The sequence below is a fragment of the Streptomyces sp. NPDC041122 genome, assembly GCF_055592445.1.
Genome location: NZ_JBVIYQ010000006.1, coordinates 454,636 through 475,786 on the forward strand (window position 1 = coordinate 454,636; position 21,151 = coordinate 475,786).

Below are 21,151 nucleotides of genomic sequence, written 5' to 3' on the forward strand. Positions count from 1 at the left end.
CAACCCCCACCGCCCCGCAGACAACACACCTCCACCCCACCGCCCCCCAGCCCACCCCACCGCCCCCCCAGCGGGAGCGCCTACGCATCGGCGACCGAGTCGAACTCCACCTCGTCCCGCGCGACCCCCTGCGCATCCGCGTCCACCGAACGCCGCAGCGCCTCGTGCAGCTTGGCCGGGGTGAGGACGCCGAGGAAGCGGGCGCCGTCCAGCACGGCGACCCAGCCCGCGTCGTGCTGCAGCATCACGCCGAAGGCCTGCTTGAGCGGGGCGCCGACCGGCACCCAGGAGTTCATGCGGTGCGCCAGGTCGCCGACCGTGCCCCCCGTGCCGGCCAGCGCCACCTCGTCGATGCCGACCCAGCCGTGCAGATCGCCGCCCGCGTCCAGGACGACCGCCCAGCGCGCCTCCTCCTCGCGCATCCGGGCCGCGGCCTGCGCGGCGGGCTCGTCGAGCCGGGCGATGGGCGGCTCTTCCAAGTCGTCCGTCTGGATCTCGGTGACGGAGAGCCGCTTCAGCCCCCGGTCGGCGCCCACGAACTCCGCGACATAGGGCGTCTCGGGCGCCCCCAGCACCGCGCCCGGCGTGTCGAACTGCTCGATCCGCCCCTGCCCGTACACCGCGATGCGGTCGCCGAGCCGGACGGCCTCCTCGATGTCGTGCGTCACCAGGAGCACCGTCTTGCGCACCGCCGCCTGCATCCGCAGGAACTCGTCCTGCAACTGCTCGCGCACCACCGGGTCGACCGCGCCGAACGGCTCGTCCATCAGGAGCACCGGCGGGTCGGCCGCCAGCGCCCTGGCCACGCCGACGCGCTGGCGCTGGCCGCCGGAGAGCTGTTCGGGGTAGCGGGAGCCGAACGTCTTCGGGTCCAGGCCCACCAGGTCGAGCAACTCGGCCGCCCGGGCCCTGGCCTTCGCCTTCTTCCAGCCGATCAGGGCGGGCACGGTCGCCGTGTTGTCGAGGATCGTCCGGTGCGGGAAGAGGCCGACCTGCTGGATGACGTATCCGATGCGGCGGCGCAGTTTGACCGGGTCCACGTCGGCGATGTTCTCGTCGTTCACGAAGATGCGGCCGGACGTCGGCTCGATGAGCCGGTTCACCATCATCATCGTCGTGGTCTTGCCGCAGCCGGAGGGGCCGACGAGCGTGACCAGTTCACCCTCGGCGACCTCGAAGGAGAGGTCGTCCACGGCCATCGTTCCGTCCGGGTAGCGCTTGGTCACCTGCTCGAACCGGATCATGTCCTCACGCTAGCCGCGCCCGTCACTCGCCGCTCATCAACACCACCTCCAGGGTGCGCGGTCCGTGGACCCCCTCGACCCGGTCCAGCTCGATGTCGCTGGTCGCGGAGGGTCCGGAGATCCAGGTGAGCGGCCGGGCCGGATCCAGCCGTTCGAGCGCCCGCGGCACGGAGGAGACGACCTGGTCGGGGACGCGTACGACACAGATGTGATGGTCGGGGACGAGCGTGATGCGGCGGCGGCCCTGGTCGGGGGAGCCGTCGAGCACGAGCGTGCCGGTCTCGGCGATCGCCACGGCGCAGCCGGTGACCACGCTGTCGACCCGGTCGAGCTGCCCGGCCGTGAGCGCGGCCCGGTCGTGGACCAGCACCGGATCCGCCTCGGCCATCCAGCCGTGCGGCAGCCCCGGCGGCACGAGCACCGACTCCGCGCCGCGCTCCGCGAGCAGCCGCATGAGCGTCGTCGGCAGCTCCGCGCGGGTGGCGCGGTACACGATCGCGCGGTAGTCCGCCAGGTTCTCCGCGAGCAGGCCGACGGTCTCCTCGGTGCTGCGGGCGCCGTGCTCGCGCGCGTATCCGCGGTCCACCGCGCTCCCGTACGCGGGGTCGCCGGCCGGCACGTCGGCGAGCGCCCGCCGCACCCGGCCCAGGATCCGGTCCCTGCTGCTCACTGGCCGCCCTCCCCGTTCCCGTTGTCCACTCCGCCGTTGTCCTTGCCGCCGTTCGTCCGCTGCCACCAGTCGCGGAACGGCTCCGCCGGCACCTTCGGGAGCTCGCGGGTCGCGCTCCACGCCTGCCCGGGCCCCGGCAGGGAGCGCGGATGGAAGCGGCGGGTGCGCGACGCGAGACGCTGGCCCGCGCGCAGCGCACCGGGCCGCGCGAACGCCAGTCCCGCCGCGCGCATCGCCGCCCGCTCCGCCGCATGCCCCTTGGCCGGCTTCAGCGTCACCCTGTTCCCGTCACGGGTCGCCTCACCGCCCTGGACGACGCGCTCCCGCAGATGGACGAGGACCTCGGGGATGTCGATGGCGACGGGACACACCTCGTAGCAGGCCCCGCAGAGCGAGGACGCGTACGGCAGGGAGGCGTCGATCTCGCTCTGGGTGCCCCGCAGCTGAGGGCTGAGGATCGCGCCGATGGGGCCCGGGTAGACCGAACCGTACGCATGCCCGCCCGCCCGCTCGTACACCGGGCACACGTTGAGACACGCCGAGCAGCGGATGCAGCGCAGGGCCTGGCGGCCCACCTCGTCGGCGAGGGTGTCGGTGCGGCCGTTGTCGAGCAGAACCAGGTGGAAGGCGCTCGGTCCGTCCCCGTCGGCGGTGCCCGTCCACATCGACGTATAGGGGTTCATGCGCTCGGCCGTCGAGGAGCGGGGCAGGGTCTGCAGGAAGACTTCCAGGTCGCGCCAGGACGGGACGACCTTCTCGATGCCGACGACGGAGATCAGCGTCTCGGGGAGGGTGAGGCACATCCGGCCGTTGCCCTCCGACTCCACGACGACCATCGTGCCGGTCTCGGCGACCATGAAGTTCGCCCCGGAGACGCCGACCTTGGCGCGCAGGAACTTCTCCCGCAGGTGCAGACGGGCCGCCTCGGCGAGCTCGGCCGGTGTGTCGGAGAGCCCCGCCGGGGCCGGCCGGCCCCAACTCCCCATCTCCTTATCGAAGATGTCGCGGATCTCGCCCCGGTTGCGGTGGATGGCCGGCACCAGGATGTGCGAGGGGCGGTCCCGGCCGAGCTGCACGATGAGCTCGGCGAGGTCGGTCTCGTAGGCGCGGATGCCCTCGGCCTCCAGGGCTTCGTTGAGGCCGATCTCCTGGGTGGCCATCGACTTGACCTTGACGACCTCCGTCTCGCCCGTGGCCTTGACCAACTCCGCGACGATACGGTTCGCCTCCTCGGCGTCGGCCGCCCAGTGCACGGTGCCGCCGGCCCGTACGACCGACTCCTCCAACAGCACCAGATAGCGGTCGAGATGGCGCAGGGTGTGGTCCTTGATGTCCTTGCCTGCCGCGCGCAGCCCGTCCCAGTCGGACAGCTCGGCGACGGCGCGCGCCCGCTTGTCGCGGATGGTGTGCGTGGCGTGCCGGAGGTTGGCGCGCAGGGTCGTGTCGCCGACCGCCTCGCGCGCGGCCTGCGGAAAGGCGGGCATGCCCACGAAGGTGCCGCCGCTCATGACCGGGGCTCCTCTGCATCTTCGGCTTCAGCGTGGAGGGGGTCTGGTTCCGCTTCAGCGGGTACGGGGTCTGGTCCCGCGTGGACGGGTTCGCTCTCCGCACGGTGGGGCCGGCGCCCCGCGCGGGCGGGTTCGCGTTCTCCGGGAGGGGGGTCGCTTTCCGTGCTCGCCAGGATCTCCGCGATGTGCACGGGGCGCACCGCCGTGTGCAGCCGGGCCATCGTGCCGCCGATGTGCATCAGGCAGGAGTTGTCCGCCGCGCAGAGCACCTCGGCGCCGGTCGACTCGGCGTGGCGCGCCTTGTCGGTGCCCATCGCCGCCGAGACATCGGAGTTCTTCACCGCGAAGGTGCCGCCGAAGCCGCAGCACTCCTCCGCGCCCGGCAGCTCCACCAGGTCGAGCCCCTTCACCGCCCGCAGGAGCCGGGTGGGCCGGTCGCCGAGACCGAGCGCGCGCAGGCCGTGACAGGTCGGGTGGTAGGTGACCTTGTGCGGGTAGTACGCGCCGACGTCGGTGACACCGAGGACGTCCACCAAGAACTCCGTGAGCTCGTACGTCTTGGGCACCACCGGCGCGAGGGTGCGCGCGAGGTCCTCGCCACGGCCCTCGGCCCGCGCCCGCTCGCCCATCCGCGGGTACAGCTCGCGCACCATCGCCCCGCACGAGCCGGACGGCGTCACCACGGCGTCGTACGCGTCCGACCCGAATACATCGGAGAAATGCCGGGCCAGCGGCTCCGCTTGATGCCGGTACCCGGTGTTGTAGTGCGCCTGTCCACAGCAGGTCTGCGCCATCGGGAAGTCGACGTCAACTCCCAGCCTGGTCAGCAGTTTCACCACTGCACGCCCCGTGTCCGGATAGAGCGTGTCGTTGACACAGGTCAGGAACAGGGCGACGCGCATCGCGGGTTCCTCCTTGTCGGTCATCGGATGGATGCAGCGTACGCGCGCGTGCGGGCTTGCGGGAGTCGTGGGCCCGCACGCCGTGCGGCGCCGCGCGCATCATGCCGGGCCGCTCACGTCGCGCCGAGCCGGTCCTGGGCGGCCTGCCAGGGGGCGGTGTCGCCCCCCCCGCCGTCACCATGGGGGCGACGGCCGCCGAGCTCCTCCTGGAGGAGACCCACACGAAGGGCGCTGGCGGGGACGCGCACGAGCACCGTCGTGTGATGCTCGTGCCCGAGCTGGTGGTCCGGCGCTCCAGCCTGGCGCCGCGCTGACCGGAGCCCCGGCGGCCCCGGGGAGACGGCCCGCCCGGAGCGTGTGCTGGACTGGGCAGAAGATCGGTGCACCGATCCGGACCTCGTCCGTGCCCCGTCCGACGCAGCGCCCAGGAGCAGCCTTGACCGTCACGTACCGCCAGCCGGGAGTCGTCTTCACCGACCGTCGATTCAGCGTGCCGCTCGACCACGACGATCCGGCGGGGGAGCGCATCGAGCTCTTCGCCCGTGAGGCGGTGTCGGCCTCCCGCGGCGGCGCCGACCGGCCCTGGCTCGTCTACCTCCAGGGCGGCCCCGGCTGCGCGGCCACCCGCTTCCACGGCACGGAGTCATGGCTCGGCCGCGCCCTTCAGGACTTCCGGGTCCTCCTCCTCGACCAGCGCGGCACCGGCAACTCCACACCCGCCAACCGGCAGACCCTCCCGCTGCGCGGCGGCCCCCGCGAACAGGCCGACTACCTCGCCCGCTTCCGCGCGGACTCCATCGTCCGTGACTGCGAGGCGATCCGCCCCGCGGTCACGGGCGGCGCCCCGTGGACCGTGCTCGGGCAGAGCTTCGGCGGCTTCTGCGCCACGCACTACCTGTCGGCCGCGCCCGAGGGCCTCGCCGCCGCCGTCATCACCGGCGGCCTGCCCACCCTCGACGGCCACGCGGACGACGTCTACCGCGCCGCCTACCCGCGCATGGCGCGCAAGTCCGCCGCGCACTACGCCCGTTACCCGCAGGACGTCGAGCGGGCCCGTCGCATCGCCGCCCACATCGCCGAACACGAGCCGGTCCTCGACAACGGCTACAAGCTCACCGTCCCGGCTTTCCAGTCCCTCGGCATGCTGCTCGGCTCCGGAGACGGCAGCCACCGGCTGCACTACCTCCTGGAGGACGCCTTCGTGACGACCGCGTCCGGGCCGGCCCTCTCCGACGCCTTCCGGGAGGACGTCCAGGCCGCCCTCTCGCACGCGCGCGTGCCGCTCTTCGCCGTCCTGCACGAGTCGATCTACGGCCAGGACGGGCGGCCCCTCGCCTGGTCGGCCGAGCGGATGCGCGCCGAGTTCCCGCGGTTCGACGCGGAGAAGGCGCTGGCGGGCGACGCACCGGTGCTGTTCACCGGCGAGGCCGTGCAGCGCTGGATGTTCGACGCCGATCCGGCGCTGCGCCCGCTGCGCGAGACCGCCGAGCTGCTCGCGGAGCGCACCGACTGGCCGCGCCTGTACGACACCGAACGGCTCGCCGCGAACGAGGTGCCGGCGGCCGCGGCGATCTACCACGACGACCTGTACGTCGACACGGAGCACTCCCTGCGCACCGCCCGCGCCGTCCGGGGCCTGCGGACCTGGGTCACCGACGAATACGAGCACGACGGCCTGCGGGTGAGCGGGCCGCGCGTCCTCGACCGGATGCTGGCCCTGGTGCGCGGCGAGGCCTGAGGCAGCATCCCGACGGGGGCCGGGCCGGTGTGGTGCGGCACCCCCCGGGCCGGTGGGTCTTGCCCGACTCGTTGTCGGACCCCGGGGTTAAGCTGCCCGGCATGACCGAGCAGACCGCAGCCACGCCTCCCGACCAGCTCGCCCCCATGCCCGAGGACTGGCAGCGCGCGCTCGCCGTCGTCGCCCACCCGGACGACCTGGAGTACGGGTGCGCGGCGGCGATCGCCGGCTGGACGGACGGCGGCCGCGAGGTCTCGTACCTCCTGGCGACCCGCGGCGAGGCGGGCATCGACACGATCGACCCCGCGACCTGTGGACCGCTGCGCGAGCGGGAGCAGCGGGCGAGCGCGGCCGTCGTCGGTGTGCAGACGGTGGAGTTCCTGGACCACAAGGACGGCGTCGTCGAGTACGGCACGGGGCTGCGCCGCGACATCGCCGCCGCCATCCGCAGGCACCGCCCCGAGCTGGTCATCACGCTCAACTACCGCGACACCTGGGGCGGTGTCGCCTGGAACACCCCCGACCACGTGGCGGTCGGCCGGGCCACGCTGGACGCCGCGGCGGACGCGGGCAACCGGTGGATCTTCCCCGAGCTGATCGAGGAGCAGGGCCTCGAACCCTGGAACGGCGTGCGCTGGGTCGCCGTCGCCGGTTCGGCGACGCCCACCCACGCGGTGGACGCCACGGCCGGACTGGAGCGCTCGGTGGCCTCGCTCCTCGAACACCGCACCTACATCGAGGTGTTGACGGACGAGGACCCGGAGAAGTATTGCCGGACGTTCCTGATGGGCAACGCGCAGGCCCTCGCGCCGCGCTTCGGCGGGAAGCCCGCGGTCGCGTTCCAGGTCTTCAGTCGGTGAGCCCACGCCCGTAATCTGACGCTCCATCAGGAGTGTCGGGGGCAGGGGAGCGCGGATGATCGACACCATCGGCACGGACATCCCGGAGGGTGCGGAGCGGCTGCGGCTCGACGTCGAGGACGGGCTCGGCATCCTCACCCTCTGCCGCCCGGACAAACTCAACGCGTGGAGCTGGGAGTCCACGCGGCAACTGGGCCTGTTCGCCGACCGGATCCGTTTCGACGACTCCATCAGGGTGGTGCTGCTGCGCGCCGAGGGCCGGGCGTTCTGCGCGGGCATCGACATCACGGCGCCGGACGGCGCGATCACGGGCCGCTCGGGAGCGGAACGCGTCCACAACTACTACGAGGGCATGCGCTGGGTCCACGAGCGCTTCCGGGCCTTCGCGGAGCTTCCGCAGCCGGTCGTGGCGGCGGTCCAGGGGTACTGCCTGGGTTTCGGCTTCGAGCTCGCGCTCATGGCCGACGTGCGGATCGCGGCGGACGACGCGGTCTTCGCGCTGCCCGAGGCGACGCTGGGGGTCGCCGTGGACGCGGGCGGGGATCTGCGCATCGCGCGGGAGGCCGGCGCGGGCTGGGCCAAGCTGCTGGCGCTCACCGGCCGTCGCATCGGCGCCGCCACGGCGGAGCGGCTGCGGCTCCTCCAGCAGGTCGTGCCGGAGGGGGAGTTGGGGACGGTGTCCCGGGCCACCGCGGCGGAGATCGCCGCGAACGGGCCGCTCGCCGTGCAGGGCATCAAGCGGGGCATCGACGCGTTCGCCGACGCGGGTATGGCGGGAGCGCTCGACCGCGTCGCGATGAACGCGGCGATCACGCTCACGTCGGAGGACTCGCGGGAGGGGTACGGCGCGAAGGGGGCGGGGCGGGCGGCGTCGTTCGAGGGGAAGTAGGGGCCGCGCGGAGGTCGGCCCTCCAGGGCGAGCGGAGAGGGCGAGCGCCCGTCGTACGTGAGAGGGCCCATCCTCATACGTGAGAGGGCCCATCCTCGTGCGCGAGAGGCTCACCCCTCGTACGCGCCCCTCCCCATCTGCTCCCGCACCGTCACCACCGGCGGGCTCACCAGCCCCCTGCGCTGCCAGTTCGCGCCGTCCACCACCAGTGTGTGGCCGGTGATGAAACGGGCGTACGGCGAGGCCAGGAAGGTGGCGGCCCAGCCCAGTTCATGGGGGAGGCCGGTGCGGAGCGCGGGCTGGCGGGCGGCCAGGTCCCGGGCCCGGTCGAGGTTGCCGCGGATGTCCGCGGTCATGTCGTCGTGCGGCATCAGGCCCGGCACCAGGCCGTTGACCTGGATCCCGTACGGGCCCCATTCCACGGCGAGGGTCTCCACCAGGCTCTTCACGCCGGCCTTGGCCGCCGCGCTGTGCGCGAAACCGGGGCCGCCGGTCCAGGCGTACGACGCGCCGACATCGATAACGGAGCCGGGCGTGCCGGCCGCGAGATGGCGGCGGGCGAACTCGCGCGTCATCAGAAACGTGCCGGTGAGGGTGATGTCGACGACCGCGCGCCAGGCGTTCGGTGACATGTCCTCCGCGGGCACGGGAAAGTTGGCGGCCGCGTTGTTGACCAGCACCCCCGGCAGGCCGTATGCCGCCTGCGCCGCGTCGAAGGCGTCGGCGACGTGGTCGGCGTCCCGGATGTCGCAGACCGCGGTGGTCACGCGCCCGCCCAGCTCGGCCAGTTCGTCGCGCGCGGCCAGGAGCAGGTCCTCCTGGCGGCTCGCGATCACGAGGTCGGCGCCGAGGCGCGCGAACTCCGCGGCAACGGCCTTGCCGAGGCCCGTCCCACCGCCCGTGACCAGGACGACGGTGCCGTCGTACGTCCCGGGCGGCAGCGCGGACGCGCCCCGCGGGGGAGGCGGCGGCAGGCCGGGCAGGCCCTCTGTGTTCGTCATGGGCACATCGATACCTCGTACCGGGTGAAACCTCCAGGCCTCGTACCCGGGTGAAGCCTCCGTGCCTCGTACCGGGTGGAGCCTCCAGACCCGTTGGCCTACGAACTCCCCAGCAAGTCCTGGTGATCCCGTCGGGCCGCGGGGCTCAGCAGGGGGTGCATGCGGGTGAGCAGGCGTGACAGGGCGGGGCCGTGGCGGATGCGGAAGACGGTGTCGACGCGCACGATGTCCAGTTCGTTGGCGGCGGTGAGTTCGGCGAAGTCCGCCCACCGGGGCGCGGTGGGCGTGAAGACGCGGCCGGTGAACCGGTCGCGGAAGGGAGCGGCCCGTCCCGCGAGTTGGGGGTACGTGGCCTGCCGGTCGCAGCTCGCGTAGAAGTACACGAGCGCTTCGGCCTCGGTGCCGATGATCCCCTCGATAGGGGCACGCTGGTGGAGCGGCACCAGCGGCGCGGGGAACCCGTCCGTGCCGTACAGCGCATGGCAGAGGCCCGCCAGTCGGAGCGCGGGGCGGGCCTGCCACTGGGCGAGGCGCAGGTGGACGCGGTCGAGGTGGGCCAGGAGGGTGCCGCCGGGGTGATCGAGTGTTCCGGCGCCGAGTTCGCTCAGGAGCCGGTGTGCGGCGCGAACGGGTTCGGTGGCCGGGGGATCGGTGGCCGGGGGAGACGACATGGGCACGGCCCGCCTTCCGGGAGGGTGACCGACCGGGTCCGGGCACCCGGGGCCGGGGGAGGGTCGGCACCCGGCGCACCCCCCGACACCGTCCGGACCGGTTGCCGGGGCTCGGCCGGGTTGCCGCCCTGGGCCCGGAAAGATCGTCCCGCCGAGGCGACCATCAAGTCAATCCTCGGGTTACCTTGCCCACTCCCAAGCTGTAGCTTCACTCACCATGACCCTCGACGACCTCCGCGTCTTCGTCGCCGTCTGCCGCACCGGCAGCCTGAGCGCCGTCGCACGCGACCTCACCTGCACGCAGTCCGCAGTGAGTCAGCACATCAAGCGCCTGGAACGCGAGACGGGCATCGCGCTCCTCGAGCGTCACCCGCGCGGTGTGGTGCCCACTCCGGCGGGCCAACTCCTGCACACCGCCGCCGCCGGGGGGCTCGGCGACATCGACCACGCGTTGCGCCGGCTGCGCGATCTGGTGCGCGGCGAGGCCGGTGCGGTGCGCATCACCACCGGGTCCACCACGGTCCGCCACTTCATGTCCGGCGCTGTGGTCGACTTCCGGCGCCACCACCCCAACGTCAGCCTGGAGTTCCAGACCACCCATTCCTCGCGCAGCTGCTTCGACGCGCTTCTCGCCGGCGGCCTCGACCTCGCCTGGATCACGCTGGGTGAGCCCGTGCGCGGCATCGAGCAGCGTCCCGTCGTCGAACTGCCCTGGGTCCTCGCGGTCGCCGCCGCCGATCCGCTGGCCGCCAAGTCCCGTGTCGACATCGCCGACTTGGCGGACATCAGCCTCATCGGGCTGCCCGAGAACGCCACTTCGCGCTCCCGCCTGGACTCCTGGCTCGCCGCGTCCGGCACGGCGCCGACGTCGGACACCAGCGTCGCCGACTGGGACACCGCGATCCTGCTGGCCGAACTGGGCCTCGGCCACGCCATCGTGCCCGACCTGCCCGCCTGGCACGGGCCGGCCCACGCGGACCTGCGCCTCATTCCGATCCCCGACCTGCCCACCCTGTGGACCGGCTGGGCGGTACGCCGCTGGGACGCCCTGGCCCCACTCGCCCGCGCCTTCGCGGACACGGTGGAGGACCACTGCGCCGTCACCTTCGGCGAGGGGGCGGCGTGAGGCGGCGTAGGCCTACGGGGACGGAGCGGATGCGGGCGAGCCCGCCCTCGACCGTGTTATCGCCGCCTCCGCCTCCGGTGTGAAGACCCCCGCCCGGCGTCGGGCCGCCGTGGTCTCGATGTCCGTCATGACGAGTTCGGCGTTGATCGCCGTGCCCGCGAGGTAGCCCGAGCTCGTCGCGTTGATCACCTGTCCCATGGGCTGGGCCGCGTTGCCGACCGCCCAGATGCCCGGCACGCTGGTGCGGCCCGTCTCGTCGACCGTGGGGAAGGGGCCGAACGGCGTCTGACGGAACTCGGCGCCGAGCGCGGGCAGCAGGCCGTCGCGGGGCACCGGGCGCGGGGCCGCGAAGAGGACCGGGCGGGCGAAGTGCCGCCCGTCGACGAGGCGTACGCCCGTCAGCCGGTCGTCCTCCACCGTGAGGCCCGCGACCTCGCCCTCCACGACCCGCACTCCGGCGGCGGCGAGACGCTCCCACTCCGCGTCGGGGATCTCGCGCACGGTGTGCAGGAACAGCGTCACGTCCTTCGACCACTGGGTGACGAGCAGCGCCTGATGGCTGGTGAAGGGGTCCGGGGCGAGCACGCCGAAGGGCTGGTCCCGTACCTCCCAGCCGTGGCAGTACGGGCAGTGCAGCACGTCACGGCCCCAGCGGTCGGCGATGCCCGGCACGTCGGGCAGTTCGTCCCTCAGGCCCGTCGCCACGACGACCCGCCGCGCGTGCGCCCTCCCGCCGTCCGCCAGGGTGACCCCGAACTCTCCGGTGCCGTCCGGCGTCACGTCCGACACCTCGCCGCTCACCAGCTCCACCCCGTACCGCCGCAGCTCCCCGCGCCCCTCGGCCAGGAACTCGGCAGGGGGCATGCCGTCCCGCGAGAGGTAGCCCTGCATGTGGGCGGCGGGAGCGTTGCGGGGCTCGCCGGAGTCCACCACCAGGACGCGCCGGCGGGACCGGCCGAGCGCGAGCGCCGAGCTCAGGCCGGCCGCGCCGCCGCCGATGACCACCGCGTCGTAACGCTCGTCCTGCCCGTCGCCGCGCCGCTCGCCGGGGGTGCCGCTTTCGTTCCTCGTCCCGCTCATCGCTCTTCGCCTCTCGTCCGTTGGGCACAGTGACCTTCCACGTCTCCCGACTGTCGCCCCGGACGCGCGGTTACGGCAAGCGCCCTTGCCGTAACCGCAAAACCAGGCATCATGGGGAGCATGAGAGAAGACGAGACGGTCGAGTCGGAGTCGATGGACCAGGTCCTCACGGAGGTCGGGCCCCGGCTGCGCCGCATCCGCAAGGAACGCGGCGCCACCCTCGCCGGTCTGTCCGCCGCCACCGGCATCTCCGTCAGCACCCTGTCCCGGCTGGAATCCGGCCACCGCAGGCCCAGCCTCGAACTCCTCCTGCCGATCGCCCGCGCCCACCAGGTGCCGCTGGACGAACTGGTCGGCGCGCCACCCGTGGGCGACCCGCGCGTGCGGGCCAAGCCGATCGTCCGGCACGGCAGGACCATGCTGCCGCTGACCCGGCAGCCCGGCGGACTCCAGGCGTACAAGGTGGTCGAGCCCGCCCGCGCCACGGCCGCCCCGGACCCGCAGACCCATGAGGGGTACGAGTGGCTGTACGTGCTCTCGGGGAAGCTGCGCCTGATCCTCGGGGACCACGACGTGGTGCTCGGCCCCGGCGAGGCGGCGGAGTTCGACACCCGGGTCCCGCACTGGTTCGGGGCCACGAGCGAGACCGGCGCGGAGTTCATCAGCCTTTTCGGCCCGCAGGGCGAGCGCATGCACGTACGGGCGCGGCCGACCCGTAAGGGAGACCTCGGCTGAGCGGTGGGCCGGGGGTGGCCGGGACTGTTCCCTTACGGGCAAGCGACCGCTTAGTATGCGGACGAGCCCGGTCTACGACAGCCCCCGTGGAGGCCCCGCATGCAGGCATGGCAAGTGCACGAGAACGGCGAGCCGGGCGAGGTGATGCGCCTCGCCGAGGTGGACCGCCCCGCGCTCGGCGAGGGGCAGGTGCTGCTGAAGGTGCGCGCCGCGAACATCAACTTCCCCGACGCGCTGCTCTGCCGGGGCCAGTACCAGGTGCGGCCCCCGCTGCCGTTCACGCCGGGCCTGGAGATCTGCGGCGAGACCGAGGACGGGCGGCGCGTGATCGCGGGCCCGGTGCTGCCGCACGGCGGTCTCGCCGGGTACGCGGTCGCGGAGGCCGCCGCGCTGCTGCCCGCCCCGGACGCGCTGGACGACGCCGAGGCCGCCGCGCTGCACATCGGCTACCAGACCGGCTGGTTCGCGCTGCACCGCCGCGCCCACCTCCAGGCGGGCGAGACCCTGCTGGTGCACGCCGCGGCCGGTGGCGTCGGCAGCGCCGCGGTCCAGCTCGGCAAGGCGGCGGGTGCCAAGGTCATCGGCGTCGTCGGCGGCGCGGACAAGGCGGCGGTCGCCCGCGAGCTCGGCTGCGACCTGGTCCTCGACCGGCGCACGGACGACGTGATCGGCGCGGTCAAGGAGGCCACCGGCGGTCGCGGCGCCGACGTGATCTACGACCCGGTGGGCGGCGACGCCTACACCAAGTCCGCGAAGTGCGTGGCCTTCGAGGGCCGCATCCTCGTCATCGGCTTCGCCAGCGGCACCATCCCCTCGCCCGCGCTCAACCACGCCCTGGTGAAGAACTACTCGATCGTGGGCCTGCACTGGGGCCTGTACAAGACGAAGGCCCCGAGCCTGATCCTGCGCTGTCACGAGGAGCTGTCCGAGCTCGCCGCCAAGGGCGCCGTCAAGCCGCTGGTGAGCGAGCGCGTCCCGATGGCCGGCGCCGCCTCCGCCGTGCAGCGCGTCGCCGACGGCGTCACCACCGGCCGGGTCGTCGTCCTCCCGCACGGAGGTGCCGCATGACCGACGCAGCCGAACTGCGCTCCCGTACCGAGGAGTTGCTTGCCGCGCACCCGCCCGCCACGACGGACCGCGCCGACTTCCTCAGGGCCCGCTTCGACGCCGGCCTCGCCTGGGTCCACTACCCCGAGGGCCTCGGCGGGCTCGGTGCGCCGCGCTCCCTGCAGGCCGTGGTGGACGCCGCGCTGGAGGCCGCGGGCGCGCCCGACAACGACCCGCGGCGCATCGGCATCGGCCTCGGCATGGCCGCGCCGACCGTCCTCGGCTTCGGCACGGAGGAGCAGAAACAGCGCTTCCTGCGCCCGCTGTGGACCGGCGAGGAGGTGTGGTGCCAGCTCTTCAGCGAGCCGGGCGCCGGCTCCGACCTCGCCGCGCTCGGCACCCGCGCGGTCCGCGACGAGGCGAGTGGCGACTGGATCGTCAACGGCCAGAAGGTGTGGACCTCCAGCGCGCACAGCGCCCGCTGGGCCATCCTCATCGCCCGCACCGACCCCGACCTGCCCAAGCACCGCGGCATCACCTACTTCGTGTGCGACATGACCGACCCCGGCGTCGAGGTGCGGCCGCTGCGCCAGATCACCGGCGAGGCCGAGTTCAACGAGGTGTTCCTCAGCGACGTACGCGTCCCCGACGCCCACCGGCTAGGCGAGGTCGGCGAGGGCTGGAAGGTCGCCCAGACCACCCTCATGAACGAGCGCGTCTCCATCGGCGGCATGCGCATCCCGCGCGAGGGCGGCATGATCGGCACGGTCACCGCGACCTGGCGCGAGCGGCCCGACCTGCGCACCCACGACCTCCACCAGCGCCTGTTGAAGCTCTGGGTCGAGGCGGAGGTCGCCCGGATCACCGGAGAGCGGCTGCGTCAGCAGCTCGTCGCCGGACACCCCGGCCCCGAGGGCTCCGGCATGAAGCTCGGGTTCGCCCGCCTCAACCAGGAGATCAGCGGCCTGGAGGTGGAACTCCTCGGCGAGGAGGGGCTGTTGTACGACGACTGGACGATGCGCAGGCCCGAGCTGGTCGACTTCACCGGCCGCGAGGCGGGCTACCGCTATCTGCGCTCCAAGGGCAACAGCATCGAGGGCGGGACCAGCGAGGTCCTGCTCAACATCGTCGCCGAGCGTGTCCTCGGCCTGCCCGCCGAGCCGCGCACCGACAAGGACGTCGCCTGGAAGGACCTGGCCCGTTGATGACACAGAGCGAACAGCGCGACCTGCTCTACTCCGAAGAGGAAGAGGCGCTGCGCTCGGCCGTGCGGGCCCTGCTCGCCGACCGCTGCGACGCCGCCACTGTCCTCGCCCGCGTCGAACCCGCCGGGCACGACGCCCCGTACGATCGTGAAGTGTGGAAGGCGCTCACCGGCGGCATGGGCCTGGCCGGCCTCCTGGTGCCCGAGGAGCTGGGCGGTCAGGGCGCCACGCACCGCGAAGTCGCCGTTGTCCTTGAGGAGTTGGGCCGCGCGGTGGCACCCGTGCCCTACCTCACCAGCGCCGTCGTCGCCACGGAGACGCTGCTCGGCTGCGCCGGCGCCGAGGCCACCGAGCTGCTCGCGGCGCTCGCCACCGGCCGTACGGTGGGCGCCCTCGCCGTCGGGCTCGCCGTCGCCCCCGGGGACGTGTTCCAGGGGGTACGGCACGAAGCGGGCGCCCTGCACGGGGAGTTGACCGGCATCGCGGACGCGGTGGGCGCCGATGTGCTGCTCGTGCCCGCCGACGGCGTGCTGTACGCGGTCGACACGGCGCAGGACGGCGTCACCGTCACCCCGCAGACCTCCCTCGACCTCACGCGCCCGCTCGCCGCGGTCACCTTCGAGGCGGCCGGCGCGCGCGAGCTGACGCGCGACGCGGACGCCGCCGTACGGCGCGGGCTGCGGGCCGGCGCGGCGCTGCTCGCCTCGGAGCAGCTCGGCATCGCCGAATGGTGTCTGACGGAGACCGTCCGCTACGTCAAGGAACGGCACCAGTTCAACCGGCCCGTCGGCTCCTTCCAGGCGCTCAAGCACCGCCTCGCCCAGCTGTGGCTGGAGGTCGTGGGCGTCCGTGCCGCCGCCCGGAACGCCGCCGACACCCTCGCCGCCGACAGCGCCGACGCGGACGTGGCGGCCGCCCTCGCCCAGGCCTACGCGGCCGCCGTGGCGGTCCACGCGGCCGAGGAGGCGCTGCAGTTGCACGGTGGCATCGGCATGACCTGGGAGCACCCCGTCCACCTCTACCTCAAGCGTGCCAAGGCGGACTCGATCGCCTACGGAACGGCCGGACGCCACCGCGAGGAGCTGGCCGCCCTGGTGGATCTCCAGGCCCCCTGACCTCGCCCGCCACACCCGCGCGAGATCCCGTCGCGAAACTCGATGCAGCCCGCACCTACCAGGTGCGGGCTGCGCGTTTTACGCTCCCATTACGTAGTGCATAATTGCGAACTGCTCGCAATAACAGATGATCTTCAGTAGGGGTGTGGAGCATGAGGGCCCGATCGACACGGGGCGCAGGCGCGGTGGCGACGGCGGCCGCGATAGCGGTCGCCGCCTCCGCCTGCTCGGCGCCGGGCGACGGCGGCGGCGCGAAGGACTCGGCGGTCGTCGGCATCGCCTACGAGCCGGAGACCCTCAGCCCGCTCCTCGGCTACGGCAAGGACGGCAACTCGAAGATCTTCGACGGGCTGCTCACCCACGACGCCGACATGAAGCTCAAGCCCGCCCTCGCCGCCGCGCTGCCCAAGGTCGCCGACGACGGCAGGACCTACACGTACAAGCTGCGCGAGGGCGTCAAGTTCAGCGACGGCAAGCCCTTCTCGGCCAAGGACGTCGTCTTCACGTACGAGACCATCCTCGACAAGAAGACCAACAACGCCTCCAAGACCGAGCTCGACGCGGTCAAGAGCGTCGAGGCGAAGGGCGACGACACCGTCGTCTTCCACCTGAAGTACCCCTACGCGCCGTTCGCCGAGCGCACCGTACTGCCCATCGCGCCCGAGCACATCGCGGCGAAGCAGGACGTGAACACCGGCGCCTTCACCACCAAGCCGATCGGCACGGGACCCTACGAACTGGTCAAGTGGTCCAAGGGCGAGAAGCTGACCTTCAAGGCCAACCCCGACTACTGGGGCGGCGCGCCGAAGGTCAAGAACTTCACCATGGCGATCATCAAGGACGACGACATCCGCGCCACCCGGCTCGACGCCGGAGAGCTCGACGGGGCGATCCTGCCGCCCAACCTGGCGAAGAAGTACAAGAACGACAGCGGCAAGAAGAGCTACGCCGCCAAGACCTTCGACTACCGGGTGGTGACCCTGCCCACCGGCAACAAGGTCGCCGGCGACACCGCCGTCCGCCGCGCTCTCGACGTCGGCGTCGACCGCAAGGCGATGGTCGACTCGATCCTGTACGGCGAGGGCAAGGAGGCCTACGGGCCCGTCCCGACCGACAGCCCGTGGTTCACCAAGGGCACCGAGCGCACGTTCGACGCCGCCAGGGCGAAGAAGATCCTCGACGACGCCGGCTGGAAGCCGGGCAAGGACGGCATCCGGGAGAAGGACGGCATCAAGGCGGCCTTCCCGCTCTGGTACCTCTCCGGCGACAAGCTCCGCCAGGACCACGCCCTCGCCTACGCCTCCGACGCCAAGAAGCTCGGCATCAAGGTGCAGGTGCAGTCCGGCACGTGGGAGGTCATCGAGCCCCGCATGCCCAAGGACGCCGTCCTGGCCGGCGGCGGCTCCCCGGCCGACCCGGACTTCGACCAGTACACGCTCCTGAAGTCCTCCCTCGCGGGCGACGGCTTCAACAACATGGCGCACTACGACAACCCCAAGGTCGACAAGGCCCTGGAGGACGCCCGCAAGAGCGGCGACCACGCCGAGCGCCAGGCCGCCTACGACACGATCCAGCGCGAGCTGGTGAAGGACCCGGGCTACACCTTCCTCACCCACATCGACCACCTCTACGTCGTGGACAAGAAGTTCGGCGACCTCACCACCCAGGTCGAGCCGCACGACCACGGCCTGGCGTCCGGCCCGTGGTGGAACGTCGAGGACTGGCAGCCGAAGAAGTGACCACGGCGATGACCGAGGCCCCGGGGAAGACGGCACGCCGTCGCCTCCCCTGGGGGCCGATGGCCCGGCTCGCGGGACGGCGGGCCCTGTTCGCCGTGCCCGTGCTGCTCGTCGTCACCTTCGGCGTCTTCGCCGTAGCCGCCGCCTCGCCCTTCGACCCCGTCAAGGCGTACGCGGGCACGGCCGGGCTCACCGCCTCGCAGGAGAACCTCGACCAGCTGCGCGCCAACCTCGGCGTCGACCGGCCGCTGGCCGCCCGCTGGTGGGCGTGGCTGACCTCCGCGCTCCGTGGTGACTTCGGGGACTCCAGCACGCTGCGGCAGCCCGTCGCCGACGTCATCGGCGAGCGGGTCGGCTGGTCCGTGCTGCTCGCCGCGACCGCGTTCCTCGTCGCGATCCTGCTCGGCACGGCGCTCGGCGTGCTCGCCGCGCGCCGCCCCGGCGGCTGGGTCGACCGCGCCGTGACGTCCCTCGCGTACACCCTGGAGGCCGCGCCGCCGTTCTGGCTCGGGCTGCTCGCCGTCTGGCTGTTCGCCCTGAAGCTCGGCGTGCTGCCCTCCGGTGGTCTGACGGACACCGCCAGCTCGGCGGTGACCGCCGGACAGGTCGCGAGCCATCTGGTGCTGCCCGCGGGCGTCCTCGCGATCTCGCAGCTGCCCTGGTTCGTGCTCTACGTACGCCAGGGGGTCGGCGACGCGCTGGGCGACGACCCCGTGCGCGGCGCACGCGCGCGTGGCCTCGCCGAACGCACCGTGCTCCTCGGGCACGCGCTGCGCTCCGGCATGCTGCCCGTGCTCACGCTCATCGGCTCCCGTGTACCCGAACTGATCACCGGAGCGCTTCTGGTGGAGACCGTCTTCAGCTGGCCCGGCATCGCCGCGGCCACCGTGCAGGCCGCCACCGCCGTGGACTTTCCGCTGCTCGCCGCGCTGACCGCGCTCGCCACGGCGGCGGTGCTGCTCGGCAACCTCGTGGCCGACCTCCTGTACGGCCTCGCCGACCCGAGGGTGGGATTCGATGGCTGAGACCGCTCGGACCGCTGAGAGCACTGAGAGCGCTGAGAGCACTGCCGCCTCTGAGACGACCGGGACGACCGGGTCGACCGACATCGTCTGGCGGGCCCGGGGCGGTGTGCGCCGCTCCACGCGCGCATGGCGGGTGCGCACCTCCGCGGCGCTCGTCGCCGCAGTCGTCCTCGCCGTGCTCCTCGTACCGCCCCTCGTCCACCTCGACGAGCAGGCCGTCGACCTGGCCGCGAAGCTGCGGGCGCCCTCGCTCGCGCACCCCTTCGGCACCGACGACGTCGGGCGCGACCTGCTGCTGCGCTGTGTCTACGGACTGCGCGTCTCGCTGCTGGTGGGGGTCGTCGCGGCTGTCGTCGCCACCGTCATCGGCACGGCGGTCGGCGCCCTCGCGGCCGCCTCAGGAGGGTGGGTGGACCGGCTCGTGATGCGGCTCGTGGACGTCTTCTCCTCCGTGCCGCACCTGCTGCTCGGCATCTTCATCGTCGCCATGTTCCGGCCGGGTGTCTGGCCGGTGGTGGTCTCCGTGGCGCTCACCCACTGGCTCTCCACCGCCCGCATCGTGCGCGCCGAGGTGCTCTCGCTGCGCGCCAGGCCCTACGTCGACGCGGCGATATCCGGCGGCGCCTCGCGGCTCCGCGTCGCCGTGCGCCATCTGCTGCCGGGAGTCCTGCCGCAGGCCGGGCTCGCCGCCGTCCTGATGGTGCCGCACGCCATCTGGCACGAGTCCGCGCTCTCCTTCCTCGGCCTCGGACTCCCCACCCACCAGGCGAGCCTCGGCACGCTCGTGCAGAGCGCGCGCGGTTCGCTGCTCGCGGGCGACTGGTGGCCGACGCTCTTCCCCGGTCTCTTCATCATCGTGCCCACCCTGGCGATCGCGGGCCTCGCGGGCGCCTGGCGGGAGCGGATCAATCCCCGGCGCCGATCGGAGCTCATGCTGTGACGGTCCCCGTCCTCTCCGTGCGGGGGCTCTCCGTACGCTTCCGCATGCGCGGCGGCACCCATGTCCGCGCCGTCACCGACGTCACCTTCGACCTCGCGGCGGGGGAGTGCCTCGCCCTGGTCGGCGAGAGCGGCTGCGGCAAGTCCGTGCTCGCCTCCGCGCTGCTCGGGCTGCTCCCGGAGAACGCGGAGACCGCCGGGGGCGCGCTCCTCCCGGCCGCCGGCGCCGGCGACCGCGTCGACCTCCTCACCGCCGACGAGCGCACCCTGGCCCGCACCGTGCGGGGCCGCCGCGTCGGTCTCGTCCCGCAGAGTCCCGCCGCCCACCTCACCCCGGTCCGCACGGTGCGCTCCCAACTGGAGGAGGCGCTGCGTGAACTCGCGGGGGTGCGCAGGCCACAGCTGCGGGCCGCGGCCGAGGCGGCCGCCGGGCGCGCCGCGTTCCCCGCGGGCCACCTCGACCGCTACCCCCACGAGCTGTCCGGCGGCCTCGCGCAGCGCGCCGCCACCGCGCTCGCCCTCATCGGCGACGCACCGCTGCTGCTCGCCGACGAACCGACGACCGGACTCGACCGCGACCTCGTGGACCGCACGGTGGACGAGCTGCGCCGGCACGTCGGGGACGACCGCGCGCTGCTCCTGATCACCCACGATCTGGCCGCCGCCGAACGGATCGCCGACCGCGTCGCCGTCATGTACGCGGGCCGCATCGTCGAACTCACCGACGCCACAGCCTTCTTCGGCACCCCGGGCCCCCGCCACCCGTACGCCCGAGGCCTCCTGAACGCCCTGCCCGAGCGGGAGTTCACGCCCGTCCCCGGCATGCCGCCCGAGCTGTCCGCACTCCCCGAGGGCTGCGCGTTCGCCGCCCGCTGCGACCGCGCCGACGAGGCGTGCCGGGCGCTGCCCGCGCTCACGGACGGCACGGCCTGCCACCACCCTCACGCGGACGTGCTGGAGGCGCCCCGTGCTTGAACTGCGCTCCATCACGGCCGGTTACGACCGGCGCGCGCCCGTCGTGCGCGGCGCCGACCTCACCCTCGCGCCCGGGGAGTCCGTGGGGCTGCTCGGCCCCAGCGGCTGCGGCAAATCCACGCTGGCGCGGGTCGCCGCGCTGCTGCACCGCCCCGACGCCGGGCAGGTCGTCATCGACGGCGAGGCCGCCGCCGGGTGGCGCCACCGGGCGCCCCGCGCGCAGCGGACCGCGTTCGGCGTGGTCTTCCAGCAGCCGCGGCTCTCCGCGGACCCGCGACTGACCCTGACGGCGCTGATCGCGGAGCCGCTGCGGGCCGTCGGCCGCGGCGCCGAGGCGGCCGCGCTTGTCCCGGAGCTCGCGGCCCGCGTCGGCCTCGGCGCGGACCTCTTGGGCCGCCGCCCGCACGAGGTCAGCGACGGCCAGCTGCAACGCGCCTGCCTGGCACGCGCGTTGGTGCTGCGTCCGCGCTGGCTGATCTGCGACGAGATGACGGCGATGCTCGACGCCTCGACGACGGCGGCCCTGGTCCATGTCGTGGAGGAGTACCGGGCCGAGCGCGGTGCGGGACTTCTCGCGGTCGGCCACGACCGTGTCCTGCTGGAGCGGTGGTGCGACCGCACGGTGCACTGGGACGAGCTGGTGTGCGAGAGCCGGGAGCGGCTTCTCCGCTAGAACGACCGC

At 73.2% G+C, this 21,151-nt stretch carries 19 protein-coding genes and 2 pseudogenes; 14 read left to right on the forward strand and 7 right to left on the reverse strand.

Annotation, left to right across the window (positions count from 1 at the left end; translation table 11 throughout):
• Positions 1 to 80: 80 nt before the first annotated feature.
• The 4 genes and pseudogenes from ACZ6B8_RS23920 to ACZ6B8_RS23935 form a co-directional block, all read right to left on the reverse strand.
• Complete coding sequence (locus ACZ6B8_RS23920) at positions 81 to 1,244, reverse strand: ABC transporter ATP-binding protein (protein WP_471081658.1); 1,164 nt, start codon at positions 1,242 to 1,244, stop codon at positions 81 to 83.
• A 22-nt stretch (positions 1,245 to 1,266) separates the two neighbouring features.
• A complete protein-coding gene (locus tag ACZ6B8_RS23925; RefSeq protein ID WP_471608534.1) occupies positions 1,267 to 1,914 on the reverse strand; it encodes a LutC/YkgG family protein in 648 nt (215 codons plus the stop codon).
• Entirely contained in the window at positions 1,911 to 3,422 is a 1,512-nt protein-coding gene (locus ACZ6B8_RS23930) for a lactate utilization protein B (RefSeq protein ID WP_471081652.1), read from the reverse strand. Before ACZ6B8_RS23930 ends, ACZ6B8_RS23925 begins: the two co-directional genes overlap by 4 nt.
• A 149-nt stretch (positions 3,423 to 3,571) precedes the next feature.
• A pseudogene (locus ACZ6B8_RS23935) lies at positions 3,572 to 4,324 on the reverse strand ((Fe-S)-binding protein); the annotation flags it as partial.
• A gap of 158 nt (positions 4,325 to 4,482) precedes the next feature.
• On the opposite strand from ACZ6B8_RS23935, the pseudogene ACZ6B8_RS23940 reads away from it, so the two are divergent.
• The 4 genes and pseudogenes from ACZ6B8_RS23940 to ACZ6B8_RS23955 all read left to right on the forward strand — a co-directional run.
• Positions 4,483 to 4,638: pseudogene (locus ACZ6B8_RS23940) on the forward strand (LacI family transcriptional regulator); the annotation flags it as partial.
• Between the two features lie 122 nt (positions 4,639 to 4,760).
• Positions 4,761 to 6,062, forward strand: coding sequence for an alpha/beta fold hydrolase (locus tag ACZ6B8_RS23945; RefSeq protein WP_471608535.1), 1,302 nt, complete (start codon positions 4,761 to 4,763; stop codon positions 6,060 to 6,062).
• A gap of 101 nt (positions 6,063 to 6,163) precedes the next feature.
• Complete coding sequence (locus ACZ6B8_RS23950) at positions 6,164 to 6,922, forward strand: PIG-L deacetylase family protein (RefSeq protein ID WP_471081646.1); 759 nt, start codon at positions 6,164 to 6,166, stop codon at positions 6,920 to 6,922.
• A 55-nt stretch (positions 6,923 to 6,977) separates the two neighbouring features.
• A complete protein-coding gene (locus ACZ6B8_RS23955; RefSeq protein ID WP_471608536.1) occupies positions 6,978 to 7,811 on the forward strand; it encodes an enoyl-CoA hydratase/isomerase family protein in 834 nt (277 codons plus the stop codon).
• Between the two features lie 110 nt (positions 7,812 to 7,921).
• Here ACZ6B8_RS23955 and ACZ6B8_RS23960 read toward each other — a convergent pair whose 3' ends face one another.
• Both ACZ6B8_RS23960 and ACZ6B8_RS23965 read right to left on the reverse strand, forming a co-directional pair.
• Positions 7,922 to 8,812, reverse strand: coding sequence for an SDR family oxidoreductase (locus ACZ6B8_RS23960; protein ID WP_471608537.1), 891 nt, complete (start codon positions 8,810 to 8,812; stop codon positions 7,922 to 7,924).
• Positions 8,813 to 8,910: 98 nt separating this feature from the next.
• Positions 8,911 to 9,483, reverse strand: a complete 573-nt coding sequence (locus ACZ6B8_RS23965) for a DUF6817 domain-containing protein (RefSeq protein ID WP_471608538.1) — start codon at positions 9,481 to 9,483, stop codon at positions 8,911 to 8,913.
• 217 nt (positions 9,484 to 9,700) lie between these two features.
• On the opposite strand from ACZ6B8_RS23965, the gene ACZ6B8_RS23970 reads away from it, so the two are divergent.
• Positions 9,701 to 10,609 carry a LysR family transcriptional regulator gene (locus ACZ6B8_RS23970; protein ID WP_471608539.1) on the forward strand — a complete coding sequence of 303 codons (909 nt, stop codon included), beginning with the start codon at positions 9,701 to 9,703 and terminating at the stop codon, positions 10,607 to 10,609.
• Between the two features lie 12 nt (positions 10,610 to 10,621).
• On the opposite strand, the gene ACZ6B8_RS23975 is transcribed toward ACZ6B8_RS23970, so the two are convergent.
• Positions 10,622 to 11,689 (reverse strand): NAD(P)/FAD-dependent oxidoreductase, encoded by a 1,068-nt coding sequence (locus ACZ6B8_RS23975; protein ID WP_471608540.1) that lies wholly within the window; start codon positions 11,687 to 11,689, stop codon positions 10,622 to 10,624.
• Positions 11,690 to 11,809: 120 nt separating this feature from the next.
• Between ACZ6B8_RS23975 and ACZ6B8_RS23980 the strand changes: the two genes are divergently transcribed.
• The 9 genes from ACZ6B8_RS23980 (at position 11,810) to ACZ6B8_RS24020 (ending at position 21,142) form a co-directional block, all read left to right on the forward strand.
• Complete coding sequence (locus tag ACZ6B8_RS23980; RefSeq protein ID WP_471608541.1) at positions 11,810 to 12,424, forward strand: helix-turn-helix domain-containing protein; 615 nt, start codon at positions 11,810 to 11,812, stop codon at positions 12,422 to 12,424.
• Positions 12,425 to 12,523: 99 nt separating this feature from the next.
• Positions 12,524 to 13,492 (forward strand): NADPH:quinone oxidoreductase family protein, encoded by a 969-nt coding sequence (locus ACZ6B8_RS23985; protein WP_471608542.1) that lies wholly within the window; start codon positions 12,524 to 12,526, stop codon positions 13,490 to 13,492.
• Positions 13,489 to 14,676: an acyl-CoA dehydrogenase family protein gene (locus ACZ6B8_RS23990; protein ID WP_471608543.1), complete on the forward strand. Its 1,188-nt coding sequence runs from the start codon at positions 13,489 to 13,491 to the stop codon at positions 14,674 to 14,676. The genes ACZ6B8_RS23985 and ACZ6B8_RS23990 overlap by 4 nt, the downstream gene beginning before the upstream one ends.
• Positions 14,676 to 15,791: an acyl-CoA dehydrogenase family protein gene (locus ACZ6B8_RS23995; protein ID WP_471608544.1), complete on the forward strand. Its 1,116-nt coding sequence runs from the start codon at positions 14,676 to 14,678 to the stop codon at positions 15,789 to 15,791. Before ACZ6B8_RS23990 ends, ACZ6B8_RS23995 begins: the two co-directional genes overlap by 1 nt.
• 152 nt (positions 15,792 to 15,943) lie before the next feature.
• A complete protein-coding gene (locus ACZ6B8_RS24000) occupies positions 15,944 to 17,530 on the forward strand; it encodes an ABC transporter substrate-binding protein (RefSeq protein ID WP_471608545.1) in 1,587 nt (528 codons plus the stop codon).
• Between the two features lie 59 nt (positions 17,531 to 17,589).
• Positions 17,590 to 18,555, forward strand: a complete 966-nt coding sequence (locus ACZ6B8_RS24005) for an ABC transporter permease (protein ID WP_471082640.1) — start codon at positions 17,590 to 17,592, stop codon at positions 18,553 to 18,555.
• Entirely contained in the window at positions 18,548 to 19,495 is a 948-nt protein-coding gene (locus ACZ6B8_RS24010) for an ABC transporter permease (protein WP_471608546.1), read from the forward strand. Before ACZ6B8_RS24005 ends, ACZ6B8_RS24010 begins: the two co-directional genes overlap by 8 nt.
• Positions 19,496 to 19,539: 44 nt before the next feature.
• On the forward strand, positions 19,540 to 20,469 hold the full coding sequence (locus tag ACZ6B8_RS24015) for an ABC transporter ATP-binding protein (RefSeq protein WP_471608609.1): 930 nt from the start codon (positions 19,540 to 19,542) through the stop codon (positions 20,467 to 20,469).
• Positions 20,462 to 21,142: an ABC transporter ATP-binding protein gene (locus ACZ6B8_RS24020; RefSeq protein WP_471608547.1), complete on the forward strand. Its 681-nt coding sequence runs from the start codon at positions 20,462 to 20,464 to the stop codon at positions 21,140 to 21,142. Before ACZ6B8_RS24015 ends, ACZ6B8_RS24020 begins: the two co-directional genes overlap by 8 nt.
• Positions 21,143 to 21,151 lie beyond the last annotated feature (9 nt).